General features: G+C 49.8%; 25 protein-coding genes. 10 read left to right on the forward strand and 15 right to left on the reverse strand.

Features of this window, described 5'->3' with window-relative positions; genetic code table 11:
- Positions 1–48 precede the first annotated feature (48 nt).
- The 4 genes from ACZ5ZV_RS14765 to ACZ5ZV_RS14780 all read left to right on the forward strand — a co-directional run bounded on the left by ACZ5ZV_RS14765 (position 49) and on the right by ACZ5ZV_RS14780 (position 3,813).
- On the forward strand, positions 49–288 hold the full coding sequence (locus ACZ5ZV_RS14765; RefSeq protein WP_464117959.1) for a hypothetical protein: 240 nt from the start codon (positions 49–51) through the stop codon (positions 286–288).
- Positions 289–500: 212 nt separating this feature from the next.
- The gene (asnS, locus tag ACZ5ZV_RS14770) at positions 501–1,892 is read left to right on the forward strand and encodes an asparagine--tRNA ligase (protein WP_464117960.1); all 1,392 of its coding nucleotides are present in this window, start codon (positions 501–503) and stop codon (positions 1,890–1,892) included.
- Positions 1,893–2,213: 321 nt separating this feature from the next.
- Positions 2,214–3,359, forward strand: a complete 1,146-nt coding sequence (locus ACZ5ZV_RS14775) for a hypothetical protein (RefSeq protein WP_464117961.1) — start codon at positions 2,214–2,216, stop codon at positions 3,357–3,359.
- A gap of 13 nt (positions 3,360–3,372) precedes the next feature.
- Positions 3,373–3,813 (forward strand): phosphoenolpyruvate carboxylase, encoded by a 441-nt coding sequence (locus tag ACZ5ZV_RS14780; RefSeq protein ID WP_464117962.1) that lies wholly within the window; start codon positions 3,373–3,375, stop codon positions 3,811–3,813.
- 16 nt (positions 3,814–3,829) lie between these two features.
- Here the strand turns inward: ACZ5ZV_RS14780 and tpiA are convergent, their stop codons facing one another.
- The 6 genes from tpiA to ACZ5ZV_RS14810 all read right to left on the reverse strand — a co-directional run bounded on the left by tpiA (position 3,830) and on the right by ACZ5ZV_RS14810 (position 11,172).
- On the reverse strand, positions 3,830–4,555 hold the full coding sequence (gene tpiA / locus ACZ5ZV_RS14785) for a triose-phosphate isomerase (RefSeq protein WP_464117963.1): 726 nt from the start codon (positions 4,553–4,555) through the stop codon (positions 3,830–3,832).
- A gap of 160 nt (positions 4,556–4,715) precedes the next feature.
- The gene (locus ACZ5ZV_RS14790; protein ID WP_464117964.1) at positions 4,716–5,921 is read right to left on the reverse strand and encodes a phosphoglycerate kinase; all 1,206 of its coding nucleotides are present in this window, start codon (positions 5,919–5,921) and stop codon (positions 4,716–4,718) included.
- Between the two features lie 3 nt (positions 5,922–5,924).
- Positions 5,925–6,932: a type I glyceraldehyde-3-phosphate dehydrogenase gene (gap, locus tag ACZ5ZV_RS14795; RefSeq protein ID WP_464117965.1), complete on the reverse strand. Its 1,008-nt coding sequence runs from the start codon at positions 6,930–6,932 to the stop codon at positions 5,925–5,927.
- A 146-nt stretch (positions 6,933–7,078) separates the two neighbouring features.
- Positions 7,079–8,053: a beta-sandwich domain-containing protein gene (locus tag ACZ5ZV_RS14800; protein ID WP_464117966.1), complete on the reverse strand. Its 975-nt coding sequence runs from the start codon at positions 8,051–8,053 to the stop codon at positions 7,079–7,081.
- 103 nt (positions 8,054–8,156) lie between these two features.
- Positions 8,157–9,536: a beta-sandwich domain-containing protein gene (locus ACZ5ZV_RS14805; protein WP_464117967.1), complete on the reverse strand. Its 1,380-nt coding sequence runs from the start codon at positions 9,534–9,536 to the stop codon at positions 8,157–8,159.
- 46 nt (positions 9,537–9,582) lie between these two features.
- Positions 9,583–11,172, reverse strand: coding sequence for a beta-sandwich domain-containing protein (locus ACZ5ZV_RS14810; protein WP_464117968.1), 1,590 nt, complete (start codon positions 11,170–11,172; stop codon positions 9,583–9,585).
- 218 nt (positions 11,173–11,390) lie between these two features.
- Here ACZ5ZV_RS14810 and ACZ5ZV_RS14815 point away from each other — a divergent pair, with 218 nt between their 5' ends.
- Positions 11,391–12,269 (forward strand): S1 family peptidase, encoded by an 879-nt coding sequence (locus tag ACZ5ZV_RS14815; RefSeq protein ID WP_464117970.1) that lies wholly within the window; start codon positions 11,391–11,393, stop codon positions 12,267–12,269.
- Positions 12,270–12,284: 15 nt separating this feature from the next.
- On the opposite strand, the gene ACZ5ZV_RS14820 is transcribed toward ACZ5ZV_RS14815, so the two are convergent.
- Complete coding sequence (locus ACZ5ZV_RS14820; RefSeq protein ID WP_464117971.1) at positions 12,285–13,106, reverse strand: TatD family hydrolase; 822 nt, start codon at positions 13,104–13,106, stop codon at positions 12,285–12,287.
- A gap of 112 nt (positions 13,107–13,218) precedes the next feature.
- Here ACZ5ZV_RS14820 and ACZ5ZV_RS14825 point away from each other — a divergent pair, with 112 nt between their 5' ends.
- The gene (locus ACZ5ZV_RS14825) at positions 13,219–15,744 is read left to right on the forward strand and encodes a hypothetical protein (protein WP_464117972.1); all 2,526 of its coding nucleotides are present in this window, start codon (positions 13,219–13,221) and stop codon (positions 15,742–15,744) included.
- Between the two features lie 134 nt (positions 15,745–15,878).
- Here ACZ5ZV_RS14825 and ACZ5ZV_RS14830 read toward each other — a convergent pair whose 3' ends face one another.
- From ACZ5ZV_RS14830 to ACZ5ZV_RS14840, 3 genes are read right to left on the reverse strand one after another with little or no spacing between them, the layout of a single operon-like run.
- Positions 15,879–16,814, reverse strand: coding sequence for a DNA polymerase III subunit delta' C-terminal domain-containing protein (locus tag ACZ5ZV_RS14830; RefSeq protein ID WP_464121425.1), 936 nt, complete (start codon positions 16,812–16,814; stop codon positions 15,879–15,881).
- Between the two features lie 24 nt (positions 16,815–16,838).
- The gene (gene tmk / locus ACZ5ZV_RS14835; RefSeq protein WP_464117973.1) at positions 16,839–17,474 is read right to left on the reverse strand and encodes a dTMP kinase; all 636 of its coding nucleotides are present in this window, start codon (positions 17,472–17,474) and stop codon (positions 16,839–16,841) included.
- A 15-nt stretch (positions 17,475–17,489) separates the two neighbouring features.
- Positions 17,490–18,671: a hypothetical protein gene (locus ACZ5ZV_RS14840; RefSeq protein WP_464117974.1), complete on the reverse strand. Its 1,182-nt coding sequence runs from the start codon at positions 18,669–18,671 to the stop codon at positions 17,490–17,492.
- A 167-nt stretch (positions 18,672–18,838) separates the two neighbouring features.
- Between ACZ5ZV_RS14840 and ACZ5ZV_RS14845 the strand changes: the two genes are divergently transcribed.
- Positions 18,839–19,087 (forward strand): hypothetical protein, encoded by a 249-nt coding sequence (locus ACZ5ZV_RS14845; protein WP_464117975.1) that lies wholly within the window; start codon positions 18,839–18,841, stop codon positions 19,085–19,087.
- Between the two features lie 3 nt (positions 19,088–19,090).
- On the opposite strand, the gene ACZ5ZV_RS14850 is transcribed toward ACZ5ZV_RS14845, so the two are convergent.
- Positions 19,091–19,561: a hypothetical protein gene (locus ACZ5ZV_RS14850; RefSeq protein ID WP_464117976.1), complete on the reverse strand. Its 471-nt coding sequence runs from the start codon at positions 19,559–19,561 to the stop codon at positions 19,091–19,093.
- 141 nt (positions 19,562–19,702) lie between these two features.
- On the opposite strand from ACZ5ZV_RS14850, the gene secG reads away from it, so the two are divergent.
- The gene (secG, locus tag ACZ5ZV_RS14855; RefSeq protein ID WP_464117977.1) at positions 19,703–20,107 is read left to right on the forward strand and encodes a preprotein translocase subunit SecG; all 405 of its coding nucleotides are present in this window, start codon (positions 19,703–19,705) and stop codon (positions 20,105–20,107) included.
- Positions 20,108–20,148: 41 nt separating this feature from the next.
- Positions 20,149–20,955 carry an AgmX/PglI C-terminal domain-containing protein gene (locus ACZ5ZV_RS14860; RefSeq protein ID WP_464117978.1) on the forward strand — a complete coding sequence of 269 codons (807 nt, stop codon included), beginning with the start codon at positions 20,149–20,151 and terminating at the stop codon, positions 20,953–20,955.
- Between the two features lie 2 nt (positions 20,956–20,957).
- Here the strand turns inward: ACZ5ZV_RS14860 and ACZ5ZV_RS14865 are convergent, their stop codons facing one another.
- The 4 genes from ACZ5ZV_RS14865 to ACZ5ZV_RS14880 all read right to left on the reverse strand — a co-directional run bounded on the left by ACZ5ZV_RS14865 (position 20,958) and on the right by ACZ5ZV_RS14880 (position 25,376).
- Complete coding sequence (locus tag ACZ5ZV_RS14865) at positions 20,958–21,608, reverse strand: hypothetical protein (RefSeq protein WP_464117979.1); 651 nt, start codon at positions 21,606–21,608, stop codon at positions 20,958–20,960.
- Positions 21,609–21,617: 9 nt separating this feature from the next.
- Positions 21,618–22,733 carry a phosphatase domain-containing protein gene (locus ACZ5ZV_RS14870; protein WP_464117980.1) on the reverse strand — a complete coding sequence of 372 codons (1,116 nt, stop codon included), beginning with the start codon at positions 22,731–22,733 and terminating at the stop codon, positions 21,618–21,620.
- 180 nt (positions 22,734–22,913) lie between these two features.
- Positions 22,914–24,452, reverse strand: a complete 1,539-nt coding sequence (locus ACZ5ZV_RS14875) for a penicillin-insensitive murein endopeptidase (RefSeq protein ID WP_464117981.1) — start codon at positions 24,450–24,452, stop codon at positions 22,914–22,916.
- Between the two features lie 69 nt (positions 24,453–24,521).
- The gene (locus ACZ5ZV_RS14880; protein WP_464117982.1) at positions 24,522–25,376 is read right to left on the reverse strand and encodes an alpha/beta hydrolase; all 855 of its coding nucleotides are present in this window, start codon (positions 25,374–25,376) and stop codon (positions 24,522–24,524) included.
- Between the two features lie 9 nt (positions 25,377–25,385).
- Between ACZ5ZV_RS14880 and ACZ5ZV_RS14885 the strand changes: the two genes are divergently transcribed.
- Complete coding sequence (locus ACZ5ZV_RS14885) at positions 25,386–26,312, forward strand: CorA family divalent cation transporter (protein WP_464117983.1); 927 nt, start codon at positions 25,386–25,388, stop codon at positions 26,310–26,312.
- Positions 26,313–26,315: the final 3 nt, after the last annotated feature.

Genomic DNA, 26,315 nt, shown 5'->3' on the forward strand with positions numbered 1-26,315 from the left:
TCAGGGCTCCCAATACACAGTTAACCCCAATATCGGAGGATACTCCTTATGGGGAAGGACAGACGCCGTGCCTTTCACCCCGCTGATACTGGAGTAAAAATTCGATTCCGTCATGCCCATGGCCTTACTCTCGTCGAAAAAGTAAAAGGGTGCAAGGTGCTTTCCACAGCACTCACAGGCCGTCACAAGCTCGGCTTCCGCCGAGTTCACCGTATCGCAAATATGACACAATCGAAAATGAGTTCGGGTTGCCATAAGGACTCCTTCCTGAAGCCATCCTTATTCTAGGCCTCCCCAAGACCCCCAGCAAGACGCGGTCTCAATTTAAGTTATTGATATCAGGAAACTAGCTGCTCAATGACTTTTCGCGTTATGCGCATTTTGAGTCCCCCCATAAGCTTCCCGAAAAGATCTCGTGCAATCGCCTCGAAGCGAGACCGCAGGTTCTTGCGCACCAGCCCGAAGAGAGATAGGTTATTTGGATTGCTGAAAGGGCCTTTATGGAAACAACATTGGTAAAATCACTATTTAGAGAAACCGAAAAGCACCTGGACAAGGAAGTCTTTCTGTCCGGCTGGGTTCGCAAAATTCGCGATCAAAAGAATTTCGGATTCATTGAATTGAATGACGGAACCTTCTTCAAAGGGGTTCAAGTGGTCTTTGACACCAATCTTTCCAACTTTGAGGAAGTGGCAAAGCTTTCCATTTCAAGTTCCATCTACGTGACCGGCAAAGTGGTGAAATCCCAGGGCGCTGGCCAAAGCTTTGAAGTGATGGCTTCCAAAATCGAAATCGTACAGAAAGCCGACCTGGAATATCCTCTGCAAAACAAACGTCACAGCATGGAATTCCTGCGTGAGATCGCCCACCTTCGTCCACGCACCAACACCTTTTCGGCCGTCTTCCGCGTACGCTCCGTGCTGGCTTTTGCGATTCACAAGTTCTTCCATGATCAGAACTTCGTGTACGTGAACACCCCGATCATCACCGGCTCTGACGCAGAAGGCGCTGGTGAGATGTTCCGTGTGACCACTTTGAAGCTGGATAAACCTCCACGCAAAGAAGATGGCAGCATCGATGCCAGCCAGGACTTCTTCGGCAAAGAAACCAACCTGACTGTGAGCGGTCAGCTAAACGGCGAAACGTTCTGCGCGGCCTTCCGTAACATCTATACTTTCGGTCCGACGTTCCGTGCGGAAAACTCCAACACCTCCCGCCACGCGGCGGAGTTCTGGATGATTGAACCCGAAATTGCATTTGCGGATCTAACAGCCAACATGGAACTGGCTGAAGACATGATCAAGTACATCATCCGCTATGTGATGCAGGAATGTCCGGAAGAGATGGAGTTCTTCAATCAGTTCGTGGAAAAAGGTCTGTTCGACAAACTGAACAATGTTCTGAACAACCAGTTTGCCCGCGTGACTTACACGGAAGCCATCGAGATTCTGCAAAAATCCGGCAAGAAGTTCGAGTACCCTGTACAGTGGGGCATCGACATGCAATCTGAACATGAACGCTTCCTGGCTGAAGAGCACTTCAAGAAGCCGGTGTTCGTGACGGACTATCCAAAAGAAATCAAGGCCTTCTACATGAAGTTGAATGCGGATGGAAAAACCGTGCGCGCGATGGACTTGCTGGCACCTGGAATCGGCGAGATCATCGGCGGATCTCAGCGTGAAGACAATCTGGAACTTCTGGAGGCGCGCATGAAACAAGTGGGTCTGCATCCGGAAGAATATTCCTTCTATACGGATCTGCGCCGCTATGGCACCTTCCCGCATGCGGGCTATGGTTTGGGCTTTGAACGCATGATGATGTACATCACCGGCATGGGTAACATCCGCGATGTAATCCCGTTCCCACGAACACCAAAGAACGCTTTGTTCTAAAAAGCAAAAAGGAGGCGCAAGCCTCCTTTTTACTTTCCCTTTGTTTCATTCCAAGACTCCCTCCTACTGAAAAGCCCTGTTCATCTCCTGTACGAATTCACCACCCCTGACAACGAAAGCCGCTCCAACTGCGTTGTAGTGTCCTCCGCCCGGGTACAGATATTGAATCCACTTTTGGAATGCTTCGTTCACTGCCAAGAATCGATCTCAGACCGAGACAACTTGAAGACACCACGAAGTCAGCAGGACCTTCGACTTGTTTAAAGATGATCAGCTTCATATTTTAAACAAAAGTCCGAAGAGCCCTTTAGGAATATTAATTTGAGTTTATTGAATCGCGTTCTTCGCATCTTTGTCGCACTGACCCTGCTGGGAAGCTCAGCCTTGGCTGAAGTCCCCCAGGAGCTTCAGGACGTGGTTTTCTCCGGAGACCTGAACGGCCGCTCCTCCGTCGACTTCCGCTCCAATGCCCGCAATATCACATCCCTTGTCCCCAAGGACTCGGAAGCCACCATTCTTGAGACCCGACAGCTGAAACGCACCGGCTCGTATGGCCTGAAAGTGCGCCTTACAAAAGTGGGCACCGCCAAGGGAACAAACTCCGCCAAAGTCGGTGATGAAGTCTGGGTGTACTTCTCTCAAAAAGATCCCTGGCTGGAATTCAAAGACAAAGAAGGATCTGAAGTTCAAGACCCGGAAGTGGCCCTGACTTCGCGCGCACGCCGTGATGGGGAAGGTCTTCCCATTGAAGGAACTGTCGCCAATCCGACTTTGCCAACAAAAGAACTGGTCAAAGCCAATCAAAAGCCCTTGCCGTCCGTTGATCCCAATTTAGCTAAAAATACAGACCCCAAAAAAACAGAGGGTGACATCTGTATCAATTGCTCCGTGTCGCAAACCACGGATCCCGCTGAGCGCAATATTCAGAACATCAAAGACGTCGGCACTGAAATCAAACGTTCTTCTGATGAGTCCATCCCCCGCAATGCAGCGGCTGGCAAATGGGCCGATGATCCAATGATCATGCGCTATTCTGAAGGAAAAGAAGTTAAAAACTCCATCAGCTATGGGATGAGAAACAAACGTCCCCGATCGACGAAATACTGCTATCGCTTTGTCAAACGTGCTTTGATGGGTGGTGACATGATTGACCGCTATCCTCCGGGGGGTCATGCTCGCGAGGCCGTGCGTGATTTGAAAGCTCAGGGCATGATCAATCTGCTGGACAATCCCAAATACCGCGACATGATCAAAAGTCCTGCGGACGTTCCCAAAGGAGCCGTCATCGTCTATCATAACAATACCAAGGAATCCGGCGACGTTCAGATCAAAACGGACTGGGGTAACAACGGCGGGTTCCTTAGTGACTTCTATTCCGGCAATTCGTTCTTAAGCTCTCCGAAGGCCCGCAGATATGCCGCCCAAGGAAAGCCTTACCGAATGATCGGCGTGATGATTAAACCATAGGAAGGAGAGCCAAATGAAAACAAAACTGATGACTCTGATTCTTTGTTCTTTCTTTGCCTTCCCTGCAACAGCGGCGTTCTATGACGTGCGTGAAGCCATCGAAAAGCTTCAAGCCGCCAAAGTGGATTCCTTAGTCACAGTCACAGAAGAAACCAAGCTTTCTGAAGATGATATGAAAGCCCAGGACAAAGCCTTTGCGGCTTTGGAGGCAGCTGTTGCCACAGCCATTAAAGAATCCGGCACCGATGAACTGCAAGACGAGATCATTAAAGCGGCCGTTGTGCTTCTGAAAAAAGATCCGACCCAGTATGCGGGTGAAGTGATTCTGCCCTTGTACGAGAAAAACAAAAAAAGCTTCCTGAACAATCTCAAGAAGCTTTCCACATCAGACGCCAAACTGGTTGAAGGCGCCGTCAAAGATGCCGCTCGCCAGAAAAAAATTGGCGACGGCTGAAAGAAATCAAATCCCGTCAAACGGAAGCAATCTCGCTGAAGGATTTTGCTTCCAAAGAAGCTCCTCCAACGAGGAAACCATTCACGTGTGGCTGCTTGATCAGTCCCGCAGCATTGTCCGGCTTGACACTGCCTCCGTAAAGAATCGGCGCAGATTCAAAGCCTAAAGCTTTCAAAATTGAATACACGTCAGTGTGCGTTTCTGCCACTTGTTCCGGTGTTGCAACCTTCCCCGTCCCGATGGCCCAGACTGGCTCATAGGCAATCACCACCGGTTTTGTTTTGTCGGCTTTGGCCAAACCCAAGTTCAGTTGGGTTTCCAAAACACGGAAGGTTTTTGCGGACTCACGTTCTTGTAGGGTTTCACCAATGCACAACATGGGGGTCAGTCCCAAGCCCTGCACGAAGGCCACCTTTTCAGCGACCAAAGCATCCCCTTCACCGAACAGACTGCGTCTTTCACTGTGGCCAATCAGGATATAGCTGCCGCCCAGTTCTTTCACCACCTGTGCTGAGTTTTCACCCGTGAAAGCCCCTTGCGCCTGGAAGTAAGCGTTCTGCGCGCCCCACTTTATGGCGGTGCCTTTTAAGGATTCACTGGCTGCTTCCAGGGAAATCGCCGAAGGGAAAAAGACCACTTCGCCGGTAGCTTTGCCCGCCAGCTCTTTGAACTGAGCAAAGAACTCACGCGTTTCTTTGGGAGATTTAAAAAGCTTCCAGTTAGCAGCAAAAATCTTTTTCATTAATTTCATCCTTTGAAAATTGAGAGGAAGACAGACCAAACCAAGGCTGGTCAAAAGGGTCCAGATGCTTAGGGTGACGGTCCGCTGACAAGAATAGCAGGATGCTATTCTTGAGCGCTAGCCCGAAGGGCCAAGGGCAGGCCCTTTTCACCCGCCGCCCTTAGCGGATGCGGGTTCTTAGTATTTCCAAACCTGGCAATTTATCGCCCTGAAGGTATTCCAAAGAAGCACCACCACCAGTGGAGATATGAGTCATCTTACCTGCAAAGCCGGAAGCTTCCGCCGCCGCAGCAGAATCACCACCACCCACGATTTTGATCGCGTTGCTTTCAGCGATGGCTGCCGCCACACCGAAAGTGCCTTTTGCGAAGGCCGGATTTTCAAAGATGCCCATAGGACCATTCCAGAAAATAGTGCCCGCTTCACGCAAAGCCGCAGAGAAGTTCTTGATGGATTTAGGACCGATGTCCACGCCCAGTTCATCTTCCGCAATCGCCACATCATTGGTCACATGCGCGTGTGCCGTGTCCGTGATGCCTTTGGTAGCCACGTGATCCACTGGCAACAAAATAGTTTTGTTGCGAGCTTCAATACGCTCAATCATTTCTTTGGCATATTTAAGTTTATCATTTTCAACCAAAGACTTCCCGACTGGCAAACCTTGAGCTTTCAGGAAAGTGTACGCCATCGCGCCACCCACGATAAAGCCATCCACAACGTCCATCAGGCGTTCGATCACTGCAATCTTGTCAGAAACCTTCGCACCACCCATCACCGCGATGTACGGGCGTTTTGGATTTTGCAGCAAAGAATCCAGCATGGTGATTTCTTTTTCGATCAGGAAACCAATGCCCTTATCCTTCATCACTGAAGGCAAAGCATGAATGGTTGCGTGAGCACGGTGAGAAGCCCCGAAGGCGTCGTTGATATAAACGTCGCAGTAGTTGGCAATCTTTTGTGCGAACTCGATAGAGTCTTTGGTCTCCCCTTCTTCAAAACGAACGTTTTCAAGAAGGATCAGCTGATTTGGCTTCAAAGATGGCAGCAGATGCTTTGGAGCATCTGAATCTGGTTCTTCCACCAGAATCACTTCAGCATTCAAAAGATCCTGCAGGCGCTTGGCTACCGGCTCCAAAGAAAACTCTGTGTCGTCTTTTGTTTTAGGACGACCCAGATGGGACGCCATAACCAGCTTCGCCCCTTTTTCCATGCAATACTTGATTGTCGGCAAAGAAGCCGTGATGCGGTTTTCATCTGTGATCTTGCCGTTTTCCATTGGAACATTCAGATCCAGGCGCAGGAAAACGACTTTTCCCGCCAACTCGAAATCACGAACTGTCTTGATGCCTTTAAGACCGTTAGCCATGGATTAAAGACCTTTCTGCTGCATGTACAAAGCAACATCCACCATACGGTTAGAGAACCCTGTTTCGTTATCGTACCAGGAAAGAACTTTCACCATGCGAGGACCCACAACCATTGTGGAAGCCAGATCCACGATAGAAGAGTGCGGATTGCCGTTGAAATCAACGCTGACAAGTTCTTTGTGCTCAACAGCCAGGATGCCCTTCAAAGCACCTTTGGAAGCCGCGATCAGGGCTTCGTTCACGGACTCTTTCGTCACGTCTTTTTTCGCTGTGAATGTGAAATCCACCAAAGACACGTTCGGAGTTGGAACACGCACGGAGATACCGTCGATTTTGCCTTTCAGCTCTGGCAAGACCAAGCCCACGTTTTTCGCAGCACCCGTTGTTGTCGGGATCATGCTGACCGCAGCCGCACGTGCACGACGCAAATCTTTGTGAGGAGCATCCAGGATTTTTTGATCGTTCGTGTAAGAGTGAACTGTCATCATGGTTCCGTGTTCAACACCAAAGGTGTCGTTCAGAACTTTTGCCAAAGGAGCCAGGCAGTTTGTCGTGCAGGAGGCGTTGGAGACAACCATGTGCTTGGAGGGATCATAGGATTCATGGTTGATACCGTAAACCATCGTGATATCCGCACCTTTTTCCGCAGGGCCGGAAACCAGAACACGCTTTGCACCACCCGCGATATGTTGCATGAATTCTGCTTTGTCTTTGAAAGCGCCGGTGCACTCTAGAACCAAATCAACGCCCCAGTCCTTCCAAGGAACTTCAGCCGGGTTGCGAGTTTTGGAAACGTGAATCTTTTTGCCATTCACAACAAGGTTATGGCCTTCCGTGGAAACATCCGCACCGAAAACACCGTGAGCAGAGTCATATTTCAGCAAGTGAGCATCACCTTCGATGCTGTCCAAAGAATTGATTCCGACGATATCGAATTTTTCAAAACCCGCGCGGAAAAGAACACGACCAATACGACCAAAACCGTTGATACCAACACGCAACTTAGACATGAGTGAGCTCCTTGTTTTAAACCCACTCAATATCTGCTTTTGAACGCTAAAAAGCCAGTCTAGACACTGTTTGTCATAGACTGGCTTTTAGTGAAATTTCCTTAAAATTTCAGGCCCCTAGGCCGTTTTCAGGCTTCCCGAGCTTTCTAGCGACCTACAGACAAGGACGGGCGGTCCTGATTAGAAATCGCGTTCACCGAGATATCGGCATTTCCACCCATGGATTCCGCACGAAGGTCGATGACCTGGATGCGTTCACGGATGTTCAGATTCTCGGAAACTTCGGATTGACCCGCATAAATTGTGCGAGTGTTGGACAGGTAGTTGATGCGAACTGGCTGGTTGGAGGCTGTGTAAACCATCGCTTCATGGATTTTCACGCCTGCAGACAGCGCACGAACTTCAATACGCTCCAAAGTCACTGGATAACGAAGAGTCACACGGATCCACTCCCCGCCGGAACGACGAGTGATCTGGCTGATTTGCACAGAACCTTCGTAACCACGACCATGCTGGCCTGGAGGAGGTGGAGGTGTCGGGCGAGTTGGCTGGGATGGGTACGTCGGTCTTACCGGTCCATCATTGTGACGTCCACCGCCACCGTAGCCGCCGCGATTGTCAAAACGAACTTCGGTTTCACGCACTTCATACCAAGAACCGTCTCGGCGAGAGCACGCGATACCGCGGGTTTCTTCAGTACGGTCACGAAGGTAGATCACGCTTGTGTATTCACGGCAGTATTCACCAGTGCGGTTATTGTAACCTTCACGTGTAGAAGTGAAGCTTCCGCGAGCGCCCGTGCGGGAACCGTAGTCACGACCATCCCAGTCACGACGACTGCCCAGGCGGTCTTCCAACGAGCGTCTTTGCGCTTCTGCCAAGGCACGGCGATCAGCCTCATCCAGGTCCCTGCCGACTTTAGAGCCAATCATCGTCCCGGCAATAGCACCAATGATAATTGCCGCTTTATTGCCGTTCCCTTTACCGATCTGAGTACCAATACCACCACCGATGATACCACCGATAATTCCACCGATGGTTTCCTTATCCGCGAACGCCGGGCTTGTATATTGTACAAGGGAGGCGACAATAACTGATCCTAGAATGAGGTTCTTTTTCATAAACGTCTCCTTAAAGACTGAATAGTGAATCCGTTGAGCCTATATCCAAACTTTGTGCCAAGAAAAACAGTGTCAAAAGGGGACCGGACCAGTCCCCTCCTTATTATCTGTTAACAACCGCCAAAACATCCCGGGCAAAACCTTCGGCGATGCTGCCGGATGGAGCTCGGCGGTATTTGCCTTCAAATTCCTCTATCAAAGAATACTTTTGCTCTGCATTCATGGAAGACACCTGATTTTTCAGGATATCCAAGGCACGATGACGCGCTTTCAAAATCATCTGACGATACACGTCCTCGGAAACACTTCCAGAAGGTGCTGCGTTGTATTTGGCCACGAAATTTTCCAGCTCCGCCACAACCTGACGGAAGTTGTATTTTCTTTCCAGCTCCTTTTCGTATGCCGGAATGACTTTAGCTTTCGCAGCCACAATCAGTTTGCGGTAGTTGTCTTCTTCACGACTGCCCGAAGGAGCTCTGTTATAGGCTGCGATGTAGCCTGTCAGCATATTCAGAATCTGCTCGGAAGAACCATTCATTCTCGCGATCGTGCAGTCCATTTCGCGATTCATGACCTTCACACTGGCATCGCTGAAGCCGCGAGCGAGCTTCGCATACACAGCCTCGGGACGACTGCCTGACGGAGCAGAATTGTACTTCTGATTATAGAACTTAAACAATTCCTGCATGTAGGCCAAAGACAACTGGTTGTGATTGTTTTGCAGAATGAACAAAACATCATTCACATATCGATCCAGTTCTTTGGCAGCAAAACTTTCCTGTGTGCTTCCACCCGGTGCGCTGTCCATACGACGACTCCACACCGCGATTTCATCCAGACGCGCTTTAATCAAAACATCACCGCGTGTGCTGGCAGAACAAACCTCGGCGGAACCGGAGCCAGAGTGCCCCCCATTGCCGTTTTCAACAACCACTGGACGGTAAGTCATTTGAGGACTGGAATACATACTAAAGGCAATCAAACGAATATCAGCTTCTGCGGAATAGGACTCGCCCACGATTTCAATAGCTGTGATTCTATCTGACAGATTCAGGTTTTCCGACGATGAGGTGGTGCCGGAGTTCAGCACGCCTGTATTCGTCAGTTCCCGCACAGACAGCGCCTGTCCACGCTCAGTGATCACCTTTACAGAGTGAACCTTCAGACGGCTTTTAAGAACCTGCAGCTCAAGGCGACTCAATACAGTCGCTTGTGACAATGAAATACGATAAGTCGTCCCATTGGATTTACGGGAAAGGCTGCTAATGACGACAGAACCAGAGCGTTCCTGCTGCTGATTGGACACCGGCGGCGGAAGTGGCGGCGGAGTTCTTGGTCCGGATGACACTGTTGTCACTGTGGAGGATACAACATGACTGCCAGATTCCCCAGGCACCGGGAGATCCGAAATGACTTCGGCGTAAGTTGTAGATTGCATCATTGTCAGAGCCAGCAAAACTGCCGTTACAAGTTTACGTTCCATATTTTTTATCTACCTATCAAATCGTTTCAATATTTAATTTAAAAAACTATTTCACCAGATTGCGAATCGTGACATGGTCCACGGAGCTGTATCCGTCGAACTTCACAGAGGCATATCCATTGCTGAAGACTTCTCTGACCGTGCCTGTGTACTGATTGTTGTAGATCACGCGATTTCCAACACAGATCCCACCGGAGCAATTCATGGCGTGCCCCAAACGTTTGGTCTCGATGTAATCATTGCCAGAGTATCCATCAAAGCGCACCGCCGCTGTGCCATTGGCAAAAATCTCTCGGACAGTACCAACGTACACACTGCTGCCCGCGAATAGAACTCTTGTTCCCACAGAGAAGCCACCAACAGAAGAAACCGGCTTCGTCAAACGGTCGGCTTTGATGTAGTCATAACCACCGTATCCATCAAAACGGACTTTGGCTGAACCATCACCGAAGATCTCGGCCACGCGCCCCAAATAGTGGTTGCTGCCGTTGTAATAAAGTACGCGATCATCCACACAGATGCCCGAAGCGCAGGATTTATTCTTGTTCAATCTCTGGGTGGTGACGTAATCATTGCCGGAATACCCATCAAAGCGAACTGAAGCCTGACCACCGGCAAACACTTCCTGAACTGTGCCCGCATAATGATTGGAACCACTTTTGTAGACCACGCGATCTCCGCTGCAGATCTCGTCTGCACATTTCACAGACTTTTTGAGGCTTGCTGATCTGATATAAGATGGAGAGCTGTAACCCGGGAAACGCACCTGATGTTTGCCATCAGCAAACGACATCGTGATCACACCAACATAGCTATTTGAGGAATTCTGGAACAGAACCCGGTCCCCGACGCAAAGACCATTTTTACAATTCACGGAACGCCCCAGGTTCTTGACATCTATTATGGATGGCTCAGAATAGCCCTCAAATTTTACACGCGCCTTGCCGGATTCAAAGATCTCAAGCACCTGACCAACATAGTCGTTGCCGTTGTCAAAATGAACTTTGTCACCGACGCGGATCACCGCCAACTCTTCCGCATGGTTGCCCGGAGCAGGCAGTGGTGCCGGTGTGGATGATTTCACAGCCGGTCCTTGCGCCGTCATATTCAGCGCCCCAGCATAGGACATTGCTGTCAGCAACAGATCACTTTCCACACCATAGGACTCTGCACGGATTTCGATCGCCGCGACTCTTTCACTGACATTGAGGTTCCCGGAAGAAAGTGTGGTGCCCGTGTTGGCGACAGCAGAATTGCGTAGTTCTCGCACGTCCACTCGCTGTCCACCGGCCAGAAGCAAGGTCACTTCATGAACTTTCAAGCGGCTCTTCAAAATTTTAATTTCAAGATTCTGCAAAGTGATAGGTTCACGCAAAGTAACCTTACGGATTTCTCCGTCTTTTTTGCGGGACAGCTCTTTGACCTGAACCTGTCCCGTGTACTGACGACTTACATTTTCCGCCACAGGAGGTGGTGGAGTTTTTGGACCGGAATGTTGAGTTGTGGTCACGGTTTCAGTGACTGTCATCTCGCCGGACTCTCCGGGCACAGGCAAATCAGAAATCACTTCTGCATAGGCAGATGCCTGCATCATTGTCAGCGCCAAAAGCACCGTCGCCACTAACCTACGTTCCATAGCAAGGACTCCCATCAAGTAACTCATTTTTTGAACAACCTCCCTAAAGCAAGGTACATACCAAAATGAGTTCCACTTAATTCCGCGTTCGAAAAAAGAAGTTGATCAGAAGTTTGTCAGCTTGCCCCTTTTTGTCTTTTTGCAGTTTACATAACCGCAACGGGCAAACAGACTATTCTCAAGATAGCAATTGGAGATTCATCAAGGAGCCACATTATATGAAAGCACTTCCACTGCTTGCCACCGTCAGCTTGTCCCTTGTTCTGGGCGCAACAGCTTGCAGCCCGAACTCTGCCTCGTTATCGAGTTCCAACGAAAATTCTTCTTTTGATATTATCGGTGGTACACCAGTATATGAGCGTGCCAGCCAGGCGGCTCGCAGTGTGGTTTTACTTGATATCAAAAATCGTTTTGGCCAATCCTTGGGTTTCTGCACGGCCACCCTGATCGGGCCTCAGACGATTCTTTCTGCAGCCCACTGCTTTGATGAAAGTCGTATCAAGGGTTTTGCAGGCTTTGATGTGCGCTTTACGAATAACTACGATATCTCCAACTCGGTCACCCGCAAAGGTTTGAATTATCAGCGTCATGGCACTTACAACTCCACCTTACGCTATGACCATGATATTGCTGTGGCCACCTTCCAAGGAGGCATCCCCGAAGGCTATGGCTATGTGGATATCGACATGGACACCAAGGCCAACTATGCGAACAAAACGGTCTATGTCTATGGATATGGGCGTTCGAAAGACTATACCGGGCGTCCGGGGGAAGATTCGTGGGCCTCTATCGGTCAGCTCCACAAAGGAATCATGAAGGTTGAAAACACCTACAGCCGATTTGCCGATCGCTACTGGCTGAACTCGGAAGTGCCGTCTTTTATATGCCAGGGCGATTCCGGGGGGCCACAGTTCTTTCATGAAGGGGGCACTTTGAAGGTGATCGGCGTGAACTCGGCCGTCTTGGGTAAGAAACTTCCTAACGGTTTCAGCAGCTGCAAAGGTATTGGCCAGGCCACGAAGGTCGCACCATTTGCCGGATGGATTGCAAAAACACGCACCAAGCTGCTGAGTATGTCCCAAGAGTTTGTCGAATAAACTCTTGGTGTTTTACTACCACTGAATTTTTGGAAACATCTTTAGCGCATTGATTTTGGTCTGCTCACATAGCTGCTCAAGGCTGATCCCCTTGAGATCCGCCACGAACTTGGCGGTGTGAAGCACATAAGCCGGCGTGTTCTTTCTTCCGCGCATTGGAATCGGCGCCAGGAAGGGAGAATCCGTCTCCACATGAATGCGATCCAGCGGCAGCATTTTGACGGTTTCACGCAGACTGTCGGCACTTTTGAAAGTCACAACGCCACTGATAGAGATATTAAATCCGACGTCCAAAGCCTGACGCGCCAGCCACTCCGTCCCGGTAAAGCAGTGAATCAGACCATTCACTTCACCTTTGAACTCTTTCAGAATCTCAATCGTGTCTTCTTCCGCATCCCGCGTATGGATTTCCACAGGCATCTTGGTGCGTTTGGCGATCTCTAGCTGAGCCCGGAAGGCTTCTTTTTGCAGATCCCGCGGGGAATTGTCATAATAATAGTCCAGACCGATTTCACCGACAGCCACCACACAAGGCTCGCTGACGTGCTCTTCAATAAACTTCCCTGCCGCTTCGGTGTAGGTGCCTCCGTCATGCGGATGAACCCCAAGGGTACAGTACACTTCGGGATAGTATTTGCGGGCGATGTCCAGGACGATGGGATGATCTTCGGGCTGAGTTCCTATCGTGATGATCTTCTTCACGCCGACGGCCTTGGCGTTTTGAATAGCGGCATCAACACCTTCTTCGAGCATGTTCAAATGTGCGTGAATATCAATCCATTCCATGGGGCGCAGTATATTCAACACCTCTAACAACTGTCTAGCCTGTTTTGTCACCAGGCCTGCTGAGATCGCCTATATTACAGACAAACAGGCCCAGCCTTTGCTTTTAAGAACTCTGAGTGAATTTTTATTTATTGAGTCTCATTCTGAGACATCAGGGAGCATTATGAAAAAGGCCCTTATTAGCGCTATTCTCGTTTCCTCCAGCCTCGCGGCCCAAGCCCAGGAAGCCAGCGGACTGAGTTCTGCTTATGCGTTCGGTGGAGCTTGTGCCTCCCAAGGGGTTTGGACTCAGAATGCTCTTTCCGCCACACAGAATTTACGCAAAATCACTTTGCAGTTAAAAGATGATCCAAACTGTCAGGCCCTGGGAAATGCCACCCGAGCGGCTATCGACGAACTTCAAGGACAGGTGAAAAACGTCTCTGACAGCCCCAAACGCTCGGCCCGTCTGTCACAGATCCCGGCCGAAATCGAAGCTCTGCGCACCTTTGCCACCAGCAGTCCTGAGATGAAAAATCAGGTCATGAAACTGATGATGAATCGATCGATTGAAGGCGCAACCCTTTCCGCACAAGTGGGCGCTGACAACGCCAGTACGGCCATGGCGCAAAACATGTCCAGTCGCCTGGAAGATTTTGGCGAAAGAATTCAACGAAGCACCAAAGCTGGTATTGGTATCCTCAATAAAGTCGTCGACAGTCTTCCCCAACTTGATCAGTGTTTGATGGGCGATAGCCAGCAAGTGATGGGTAATTTCCTGGCCTCCACGATTCAGGTGGCGACAGCCTTTGCGGGCTCAGGACAGGATTCCACAGGCAGCCAGATGGCCACCCTGGTGTCCAAACTTTCCAGCGTCGTGCGCGAACGCAAATTTTCAAAAGTTCTAAGAAAACTCAACGAACAGGAATTCCTGGCTTCCATGTCCTGTTTGATGGAAGTCACCAGTGAATCCTACTGTCAGGCCCGCGATGCCATGAGTTTATTCAAAGATGGCATGAACAATATCGAATGGCGCCAGGAAAAAGGCAGCAAAGTGGATGCAAAAAATCCGTTCCTGGGCCATTACGTTCTAAATACCCACATTCCGAACATCACCAAATGGATGCAAAAGATCCAGATCGGGGTGGACCCGAAACTTCCGACCGATGCAGACTTCCAAAACCGCATCCAGCAGGAAGTGGCAGACTTCTATAAAGGTCTAAAGACTTTGCTGGGAACATATAACTCCACTTTGATGACCATCAAACAGCTTCCGTCATTGGAAGCCAAACAAAATGCCGTGGTGAAATTGGTTAAAACAATTTCCGAAGCCATGATCAACGGTGAAGGCTTCCGCGGTGAAGGCCGTACGAACTTCTTCACCATGAATAAGACTCCGCTGAAAATCCCATTCTTCCTAATCGGTATGGATGAGGTTCCGGATCAGGTCGCCGGTAAAGCCGTGGGAATGATGCCGATTTCAGCGGATGCCTGGTTGCAGGCACACTACATGGAACTTAAACAGTTCCAAGACCCGGTGACCTTGGCTGAAACGATTGGTCGCAACATGCAGGATCTGGGGCGTGAAGCCAATATCTCGGTTATTTCCTACTTCAGCAACTGGTACATCGTTGATAAGCAGGCTTTGGTGAACGAAGCCCTGACGGATGTAAACTACACTGTGAAAGACAGCTTGCGTGTGATCCATGACTATCTGGATATCGTGAAGGTGCGCGTGGAAAAATCCGGTGATGCCTCTGTGGTGTCCACCATCATGGACACCCAGTCCCGTATCAGCCGTATTCTGAACAGTTTCGATGAGGTCGAGCGTATCGGTAAAACCTTTGCGTCGAAAGTGAACGCTCGCAACTTGACGGAAGAGGACATCAAATCAGCAGCGACAGCAGCAGAAAAGCTGATCAACACGGTCTTCGATGAATTCATGGTGATGCAGGCTCGCTCTGGCTTCCTGGCAAACCGCCTGGTGAACTTCGTTTATCAGGACTATATCCAGCTTTTGAAGTCAGAGGAAAACTTCACAGAGAAGCAAAAGGAGATCTTCATCCAGGCCGGCATGGCGGCTTTGGACCGAATGCTGCAAATGTATAACGGGAATCCAGCCAACATTCAGTCTGACTTGAACATGGCTTTGAAGATCAACAAAGGAAATCTGGAAGCCCTGGAAGAACTTTTAAAGGACAACATCATTGCCAACATCGCAACGCTAAAACGCGTCAGCGACGGTCGCACGGGCCGCATGAGCACGATGGTGGACTCCACTCACCGCCTGATGCTGGACTTTATGAAGGATGACTGGGATCTTATCACGAATCCGACGTCTGCTTTGGGCATTTACATGTACTACTTCAAACATGCGGACCGCTATCCGTTGAAAAGCACAGGCACGACGTCACCGCAGAGTGAGTTCGATGAATCCTCTTACCTGCAAGCGCAACTGTGTGTACAGGCTTTGGCCTTTAACGATCAAAGAGCTTTGAAAACGATCTGTAACGGCACCGTCCTGAAGTCCCCGTTCAAAGGCGTCACAGGTTACGATATGTCCTACGATCAGCGACTGACCAGCCACTTGAACGACAAAGGCGTGAGCAAACAAATGCAACAGGCTTTGAACCACTCTGAACGCATCTGCGCCTTCCGCGACTTCAACCGTAAGAACATGGTGCTGTTCATGTCGATTAATAAGAAATAAGCTTTCGCAAAGCCCTTGATAGAATCGCGGGCGTCGCAAAGTTCACGAAAAACAAAAAGGACTGCCGCAGGGCGGTCCTTTTTGTTTTACAACCGCATCAATGTCGGTGAGCTTGTTTTTTCCAATTAAAATAACTAAGGACGCGTGGAAATGTAAAACTCTTCCACAACCAATTGCGGGTCGCGGTTGGCGCCGAAGGCTTGTTCTACTTGCAAAGCTTTCTGCACGAGTCTTAGCAGATACTGACGATCCAATTCAGCCAGGGATTTGATTAACGGAGCCTGATCCAGATTCACGATCTGGGTCTTTGCGCCCTCTTGCAGGCAGATGGCGTCTTTCACAAAGCCGATCCAGTAAGCAATCATGCGCTGACCTTGAGCGCGATCTTTGAACTCTGTACGCCATAGTTCATTGAGCAGGAAATCACTGTCCTGAATAAACAACGTCAGAATCTCAACCGCTTTTTCGCGCACTTCCTGTTCGGGACCTTCCTGCAATTGCGCCAGTTTTTCAAAACTGCCACCGGCGGCTTTCAAAGCCCAGGTCGGAGCTTTCACTTTTTTGCCCAGATCTTCCTGAGTCAATGGACGGAACTGCACAATACGGGAACGCGAACGGATCGTTGGCAAAATCCCCGCCACACTTGGCGCAATCAAAAAGAAGAAGGTGCCTTCAGGCGGTTCTTCCAAAGTTTTCAGCAAAGAGTTCGCGGCTTGCGGATTCAGGGTCTGTGCCTGATCAATGATGATCACACGATTGCCCGTCAGGCTTTTCAAGCTTAGGAATTCCAGAACCTCTTTGGCCTGTTCCATCTTGATGTTCGCCCCGGACGGAGTAATGACTTTCAGTCCCTCGTGATGCCCCTGCGAAAGGCGGAAGCAGGACGGGCACTTGCCACAGCCCCGCTTGCTGGAAGGACACAGCAGAGCTTGTGCAAACCCCATGGCGGTCAGCTTTTTACCGATACCGCCGGGACCGACAAACAAAAACGTCTGGCCCGGTCTTCCGTTTTCGAAAGACTCCACCATTTTTTTGATTGTCTCCTGATGTCCCAGGACGAAATCGAGCATACGTGCCACAGGTTGCAATTCCTTTTAGTTCAAAATTTTTCTGTCTGACAAAGCCTGAAGAAGTTGTTTGAAAAGAACTTCCGGCGTTTCACGCGCATCCAGAACCAACCACGCGGCTTCATCAGCGCGAGCTTGTTGCAGGAAGGACTGACGTACTTTTTCATGAAAGGTGTCGGCTTCAGACTCGATACGGTCTTCGCTTTCACCCGTCTGAGCCCCGCGGCCCTGACGACGGCGACGGCTTTCTTCCACAGGAAGATCCAAAAGCACTGTCACATCGGGCTTCAATCCACTGGTGGCAAAGTTATTCAGCATGACCACGTCAGCTTCAGAAATTTCACGCCCACCACTTTGGAAAGCGACAGAGCTTGCAGCAAAGCGGTCACACAAGACCCACAAGCCTTGAGCCAGCTTCGGACGGATCACCTGATCGACATGCTGGGAACGGCTGGCTTCATACAGCAGCAATTCCGTGCGCGCCGTGGGGGCCGGGCCTTCTTTGCGTAAAATCATGTGGCGGATTTCATCCCCCAGCGGAGTCCCGCCAGGTTCACGCGTGCGATGAAACTCAATGGAGCGTTTTTGCAGCTCTTTTTCCAAAGCTGCCATCAAAGAACTTTTGCCGGAGCCATCAAGCCCCTCGAATACCAGAAATTTCATTTCGCACCGCAATATCTAGTTAAATACGGGGCCGCACGCGCGGCGTCCGCCCAAGTGGACTTTTTCAGATATTGCACGATAGACGTCAACAAATCGCATCGCAACAAGCTGCATTCCACCGCGAACATCGGCGATTTGGATACGAATAAAGCCAGGAACCACCGGGGACACCGTAATGCGGATCAAAGAATGTCGTTCAAAGCGGTTGGTAAAGGTCAAAAGATCTGCGAAAGGCGGAGGCGGAAACCCCAGGCTGGAGCTTAATCCCGACGCGAAAAACTCTGGCGAAGAAGTGCTGTAACCCGGAATCGCCGGAGGATAAAATGAACTGCCCTTCAGGGTTTCAGCCCCTTGCCTGCGTCCCATGCTCACGCCCATTTTGCCGACGATTCCAGCCACCGTCACCGCCGCTTTCGAGTTATCAAAGCGTTCTGAATTATGAAACAGTTCAAACACAAAGGCCTTCTGGGCTTTATTGTAAGCCAAGCTAAAACCCACTTCCTGGGCGCCACCGCCGCCTTTATGAAGGATACCGGCTTCGGCGACAATACCCGCAGAAATACTCAGACCAAATTCATTGGAATCAATCACTAGCGGAGCTTGTGACCACAGCTTATAATCCAAACCACGTAAGATCGCCTGAGCGGCCTCGTGACTGCGAACCTGGAACGAACGCTGAACACGAGTTTCAGCTTCCACTTCTTTACCGATAGCTTGTTTGGCTTTTACTTTAACGAAATTCAGACCGTCACCGACAACACTGCCCGCCCCATAGACAAACTTGGTGGCGTTCAAAATACGAGCAGCATTGGTCAGGAAGAGAACACGCATTTCCTGAAACTTCCTCTGGCGATCCGCCGGCAGACTTTCAAATGCCTTCATCGGATCGGCTTCTTCAATCGAACCACCACGGGCCAGGATCTCGGCTTTGACTTTCTCTGGAAGTTTCAGTCCCAGGGCCTCTTTCATCGCCTCGCGGTCCGGTGTTGTTTCGAACTCGAAAACCCGCTCCCGCTCACCCTGACCGATCTGAATACGCAGGCGTTCGGCTTGCTCTGAAGCCTGCACCTTTTCCAGGGTTGTTTCGATGACCTCGGTTTCGACTGTCTCAATTGAAGACGACAGACCAGCCCACGCCGGGAGGGAAGGAGCTAACAAAGCGGACGCCAACAAAAGGGAACCAAGTAGAGTTTTCATCTTAAGGGCGGCAGTTGCAAACCCAAGACCCGGTGTTTTACATTGCTAACTATTTGATTCCTCTATTTTTCTCTATTTAGGGCTTAGACAGCGAGCCCAAGTCTGCTCTGCCCTTGGTTCAGCCGACCCTTGACGGTCCCCGAAGCTTCTGGAAGTCTCCTCCCACTATGAAAGAATTTATGAAAGCCTTGATGATTCTTGGGACTCTATGGATGTTGGCTGCCTGCTCTGCGGAAAGCAAAGACGAAAGCTTTAGTTATCAGTTCAGCTATAACGGCTGCGACACCGGGAAACAGACTTTCAACTCGTTGAATGCTTACTGTGATGGTTTGCGTGATGAGGCTCGCAACAAGAGCTGCGCCTACTCACTTCGCTATGACACTTTCACTGCAAAATGCCCCGGTAGAATCTGGTAAGGATTAAAACTCCACCACCCAAGTTCCGGCGGATGTTTTATTGAACTTGTAGGTGATCAAAGGCTGCTCGACAGTTTCTGCCGTGCCGCCGGTTTGCTGGCCCACCAGACTTAAAGCCTCGCTAAAATTAAAGCGACGACTGCGCGAGTTTTCAATGCCCCCGGCGATCTTCGCCAAAGTCCGGCGCAGGGAAACCGGATAACTTTTTACGATCACAGCCGCCGTGGCCCGGGTTTGGCTTTGTAATTTCACTTCACTGACCATAACTTCGGATCGTTCCGTCATAAACTCTACATAAGCTTTGTTCAGCCAATCGGATTGTTTGATGTTTTCATCGGCTTCCTGCTGCAGAAGCTCCTGGAACTTTCTTTCTCCCAGCTCCTGAGCTTTCTTTTCAATTTTTCCCTCTTGAGAAGTGCATCCCCCAAGAAGCCCAAAAAACAGGCACAAAATCACAAAGCTGATCTTTTTCATAGACTCTATGGTGACCGGGAAGGCCGCGAGACTCAACACACCCATGACTATGCGCATCAAGTCGCTGGGATTGGGTCACTTTGGGGTGGACGAAAACCTTCAATATCCATATATTTGGGGGTCTTTGGGAGATTACAGAAAATGACTACATTTATCGGCGTTTTGCATATCATCGTTGCTCTCGTTTTGATCGTTTTGGTTTTGATCCAAGACTCTAAAAGCGACGGAGCTTTGGGCATGGGTGGTTCCAGCGGTTCTAACTCTTTGTTGGGTGCAACTGGCGCACAATCTTTGGCTGGCAAAATGACAGTATGGGCAGCCATCATCTTCGCTGTGACTTGCTTGGCTTTGGCGACAATGACTTCTTCCAAAACTAAATCTGTTGTTGATAGCCTTCCGCTGCCAACAGCTCCTTCTCAAGAGCACTTCCCAACTGAAGGAACTGACGCTGCTGCGGGTGCGGCCGCTGTTCCTGCTGCGACTCCTGCTGAAGCGGCAACTCCTGCGGCTTCCCCTGCTGCGACTGCAGCTCCTGCTCAGAAGTAATTTTAGTACATTCCTTACAGGTTCTTCGCTATAGTTTCTCTATGGCGAAGAACAACTGGCTGATCCCATCTCTGATTATCATTGGCGTTATAAGCGTCGCACTTTCTCTCTTCATCGCTTCACAAACTGAAAAAAGCAAACCTGGCGCACGCCCTTTGGCCCGTCTTGAATTGAATCTGGGAAAAGTCTTTGTTCTTCGCAACAACATGACTTCCAAGGAAACCCTGACTCGCAAATCCACACTGTTCGCCCTGGATTCGGTTGAAACCAGTGTGGATGGCGATGCCACGATGGAATTTGATTCGGCCTATCGTATCCGCATTCTGGAAAACTCACTCATCACTTTGGATGAAGAAAACGAACGCATTGTTCTGGTCATTAAACGCGGCGATGTGCAGGTCGAAAACTATGGCCGTGAAGGCAGCGTTTATATTTCCAAAGATGGTGTGCGCTGGACGGCCACCGATTATGAAATGAACTACAAGAAGCAAGCCCCGACAGAAACTCTGCCGGATCTGGCTCCCGCGGAAACCGGAGTTCCCACCGCCCCCGTTGCCAAAGCGGAAGGTCTGACCTCGGAGTTTATTCAGGACACCTTGCGCACGCATCGCAATTCATTCTTTAAGTGCTACACGCAGTTGCTGCAAAAAACACCGGGTGTAGTCGGACAGGTTTCCATCAGCTTTACAATTGAAAAAACCGGCAAGGTTCATCAGGCCGATATTGCCAGCAGCAACCTCAACGATCCGGGTTTTAAAAAATGTCTGCTGGAAGCCATTCGCCGTGTGGAGTTTAAGACCTTTGGTGGCGATCCAATTTCCACCGTCTTCCCACTGCGTTTTGAATAGCGCTATTGCTTGAACAGGGCCATCAGCATGATCGGTCCCGTCGGCCAGTACATCAAAATCGATGGAATATAGAATATCGCCCGGCGAAGCTCCCGTTGCTCGATCCGTCGGCCATCCGGCCACACGGTGTACTCACTGCCATAGAAAGCGACATCACCCAATTCCGAGTCCGTGTGAATCACATAGGATTCCCCCATATCGGCGTGGGACACTTTGATTTGTCGAATCTGCAATGGGGTTTGAGCCTTCAAGGTCACCCACCTCACCGCATCGCTGTCTTTATCCGATCCGCAAGATCTGTCCGGCGTGATCAAGGACACAGACACAAACTCGCTGCCCGAATAACTGGATTTATGTAAAACCAAACAGACATCCTCGCTGACCGTGAACATCTGACCGACTGCTGGATAAAAAACAGAGCTGTGAGTTTTCTTAAGATAATAAAGGGGCACCACCACCATCACCAACAGCACGGTGAAGAACACATACTGGCGTCCCCATTTGGCAGCGGCATAGATCACAAACAAGGCAAACGGAAGCGCCATAAAGAAATCTGAAAACCCCAGATTGACTGCGCCCCCATAGACAAACACCCAGGCAACGGCAAAAAGCCAGGGACGCAAGGATTTTGGCAGACGCTCCAGCAGCTTCAAAATTCGCACCTATCTGTAGTCGTGAATGTAATCAATGCGATCAGGAATCCAGGGCTCATGCACGCCCTCCATCTCATAGACGTGCCCTTCATCCACCAGCTTTTCTTTCAGTGGTGCGACGCTGGGCTCGTAAGAAGAATGCAGCAGACCTTTTTCGATAAAGAACGGACGAATTTCCAGGTAAGCTCTTTCGCCCAGAACCCCGCGACGAATGAATTCGTCGAAGCTTTTCATCAATTCTTCCGGAGTATAGCCGTAGTTATAGACCATATCCTGAACCACGCTGTAGATGGCTTCCAAATTCAAACGATGATCCTGATAAAGATCCAAAGCCACCTGGAAAGTATTGTAAGTCGCCAAGGTACGGCGGCCAAATTTAAGATAATAATCAGGATCCGTGTCCGTCGCCAGATTGATATAGATCTTTTCAACCGGATCGTTTTCCGGAATCTGCGCCTGTAGCTCCAGAATCGTATTGACCTGCTCGCCTGTGACGTTGAGCTTTTCCAAGATCGAACGGATATCACTCGGCCCCAATCGGCGCGAACAAATATCCGAATACAAATTATATATGATGGCATCGGTTTCGCTGTCATCACCCCAGCAAATCTGACGGACATTTTCAGCCAGACGAGTGCGCAACTGCAAAAGGGCTTGCAGCTTATAACCCACCTGCTTGGTCAGGCGCCAGAACCGCCCCGGGCGAAGATTTGCCAGATTGTCTTTATAAAAACAACCAAACGGACGGATATTGTCGAGTGCGAACTTTTCAGAGATCCGCTCTTCCATCTGCGGAGGTGACGCCGTGATGAAATAGATCGGGAAATACATGTAACCTTTTTGCTGCTTGCGGAATTGGGAAAGAGACTGCAGCAAAACATTGGTCCCAGGGATGTTCTTTTTATTGAGAGCCCGCTCCAGAATGGTTGTCATCAACCCGGACAAAGAATCGATGGTCGTATCCAAATAAGTCTTATCGAGATCCCACAAAAAGACCTCTTCGTGACTTTTCTCCATCCCTTCGGAAACATACCGAAAGAACACCACATCCCCATTCATCTCGCTTCGATCACGCCAATCCGCCATACCAAGATTCTGAAGCAGCCAACCCCAGAGAGCAAGCAAACACCCTCCAAAAAAAACGCGGCGCCAGAAGGGCCAGCTTAAAAACGAATAAGCGGCTTGTCAAAAAGGTCCAGATGCAAGGCGGAGGTAGGCCCTCGCAGCGCAGGCGTGCTCCAAGCACGTCGAAGCGAGAAGGCCTGCCGACAACGCAGTCAGATGGGCCTTTTTCACAAGCTGCGGCTAGCAACCGGTAGTGTTTACGGGCTCCGCCATCTGACGGCAGCGAACCTGAGCTTTAGAACACTTCACACGCAGGTGGAAGTGATTGTGGTGGTCTTTTTCAGAGATCAGACGACGCAGGGTTTGCGCCGCCAGGCTTTGCATATCGCCTTTTATAAGCTCTCCTGTAGCAATCGCATGTTCACACAGGGCTTTCTTCAAAGTACCGTGGATAAAGATACGATCGATCAACTGAGTATTAACAACTTCCTTAAAGAGCTTCCATTGCTGCTTCATCATCCAGTTCGGATGAGGTTTATTAATGGTCACAGCAGATGTGAAAGCGCCTTGTAAATTCTTATTGTCGAAATAAAAAGCCACGTCCGCATCCAAACCGTTGGTATGGGATTTATGACGTCCCAGTTTCCCACCCTTTTCTCGGGACAAGTCGCCGATGGGTAGCTCATAGCCAGGCATATCCTTTTTCGTAAGATTTGCCATTTGCACGATGATGTAAGCCAGTTCATTGGTCGCAAAGTGAGCCTTGCGTTCCGGACGGATCACGTGGAAACCCGCCGGTTGATGATTCTTTTCATACACCAGCATATTAGCCGCATTTTCCAAGCGACCGGCATTCACAGCTCCGATGGCCTGACTGACCTTGTTGATAACGGGTCCTGCCGCAGGGGTTTCTTTCTTAGGCTCGTCCTTGGGCTCCTGCTTGGGCTCCTCTTTTTTAGGTTCTTCCTTCTTAGGCTCGTCCTTTTTGGGAGGAGCTGTTTTGGGTTCCTCTTTTTTAGGAGGAGCTTCCGTCTTAGGTGGCACTTTTTTAGGTTCTTCTTTGCGCGGCGGAGTCTCTGGTTTTGGCAGATCTTTTTTGGGCTCCTGCTGCTTTGGTTCTTCTTTTTTGGGCTCTTCTTTTTTTACTTCCGGCTTTTTTACTTCCAGAATTTTTTCGATGTCGTCCACAACGTCACCGACGTAACGACCTGGCTCACCTTCCACATCATCAGAACCGCCTTCGGTTTCCAAGTCTTCCTCCGGAAGCTGCTCTTCCTCTGGATCAGCGGCTGTCAGATCATCCTGAATGGACTCGACCTGATGATGATAAACGATGTCATTGTGGTACACATAGATATCAATGAAAGACGAACGGCAGTCACCGGATTCGCTTAAACACGTAGCTTTGGCGGCCACTTTCAAGGACTCGGACTGCGCCTGTGCAGGGTTCAGAGGTTTTAACACGATAAAACCATTTGCATCCAGGACACCCGCCAGATTCAAATCCACGGTCTGCACAGTCTTGCTTCGTACGGGAAGAAACTCCACACGCCCCTTCAAGGTCATTCCTTTGGTGGTGGAATCGAAGTTCACACTCACATCCTGAACACGGGTTGAGCCACGAACGACTTTGTATCCTTCTTCATCTTGAATATTCGGCTGGGCGGGTTCGTAGGTGGTTTTCACCTCAGAACCCTGCTCACGGGAATCTGGCGCACAACCGGTGGTCATCATAACAAAGGAAACTAAAATGGTGAGTGTCTTGGTAAAGTACTTCATCCTGCCGAATACGTTGCAAAAACGTGTCCCAAAGGAGACGCACTTTGTATTGAAATTAAACAGTACCCGCTACTTCAGGACTGTCGAAGTTTTAGATAGATAGGACGTGAATTGTTCCCGCAGCTCCCTGTTGCCCAGCTCGTAAAGGTCGCCATGATGTCCCCCGGGGATCACCCAGATCTCTTTGGGGGCCGCCGCTTCTGCAAACATCCTGTGAGTGTTTTCCGGCTCAACAGCCTTGTCATCGGACCCTGTTATAAACAGCATCGGAATCGGTGAAAACTGGCTTAGCGAGGCCGGGGCATACTCATCACTTAAAGCGAGATAAGTCATTGGCTGCAACGGCCATGTCCACCAACGACGACTTAAGACATCACGGCCCATACCCTTATAAGAGCGGAAACTGGCTTCGATCACAATGTTGCGCACGGGAATGTGGTCTTTGATTTCTTCAGCGGTCTTCAATGCCACAATCCCCCCAAGACTGTGGCCATAAATAATCAAAGGGCGAGAATCTTTTTTCTGATGCAACCATTCCGCAGCGGCTATCCCCGCTTCGACGGTGCTTTCCGGACTGGGTTTGCCATCAGAAAGACCATAACCGGGGTAATCAAAGATGAAGTAGTTGTAGCCTTGGGCTGGCAACCAATGAAACATCAAAAAATGTGATGTGATGTTTTCCGCATTGCCATGAAAGAATAGCATCGTGCCACGACTGTCTTTTTGTGCAGAGGCAAAATACCAACCATGGACCGTGTTGCCCGATTGGGTTTTTAGGAAGACATCCTCTGGCTGCATTTTGACCTTGGCCGGATCAAAAAGCTTTTCTTTCATTGGATAATAAAAAAACGACTGACATCCCGTCAGAGATATCGTCGCAATGCATCCGAAAAAGAAACGGCGAAGCCTGGAAAACTTTGTCATACTGAAATCATGAAACGATTTGAACATCAATGGCAAGACTATAAGTGGGTAGACTGCGAAGCTCCTTCGCAAGAGGAACTTTTAAAGCTGGCCGAAGAGTTTCCAATCCCTTTAAATGCCCTGATGAGTTGTCTGGATCCGGAACATCTCCCCTCTTGCACGTTCTTTGAAAAGTCCTGCTTTTTCATTCTGCGCCACCACGATGCTACGGCAAAACCCAAGGCCGGAACCATTCAATCTTTAACCACCAAAATCGCGTTCTTCGTCGGACGAGACTTTGTCCTGACCATTCATCGCGCCCCCCTAGAATGCATTAACATCAAAAAAGACAAAGTGGCTTTTGAACAGATCCCCTTGCTGGCCCTGGTCAAATCCCTTTGCCTGCAAACGGTGAAAAGCTTTGATGCCCCTTTGGATGAACTCGATGCTAAAACAGATGTTATCGAAGAGCGCGTTTTCACCCTGAAACGCCGAAGCATTCTGCGGGAAGGCTATCAGATCAAACGCAAAGCCGCTTCGTACCGTAAGATTTTTAAGTTCACCCTGGATGTCTTTAACAAAATTCATCAGCACGAAGAACTGCCCCTGCGAGATCTTCAACAGGTGCGCGAGCCCCTGGAAAAGCTCAGCTTCTATGCCGATGACATCTATGAAGAGATCACCGGACTCTTAAGCCTGCATCTTTCCCTGATGTCACAAAAGACGAACGAGGCTTCGTACCGCACCAATGAAGTGATGCGGGTGTTGACCGTGTTCTCGATCTTCTTCCTGCCACTGAACTTCATTGCCGGAGTCTATGGAATGAACTTCGAAAACATGCCCGAGCTGCATCAGCCCAACGGTTACTATGTCACGCTCAGCTTTATGCTGTTCGTGGTGATCGGAATCACTTACTGGATCTACAAAAAGGGCTGGTTGAAGAAAGACGAGCTCTGACCG

The organism is Bdellovibrio sp. HAGR004 (assembly GCF_055397015.1).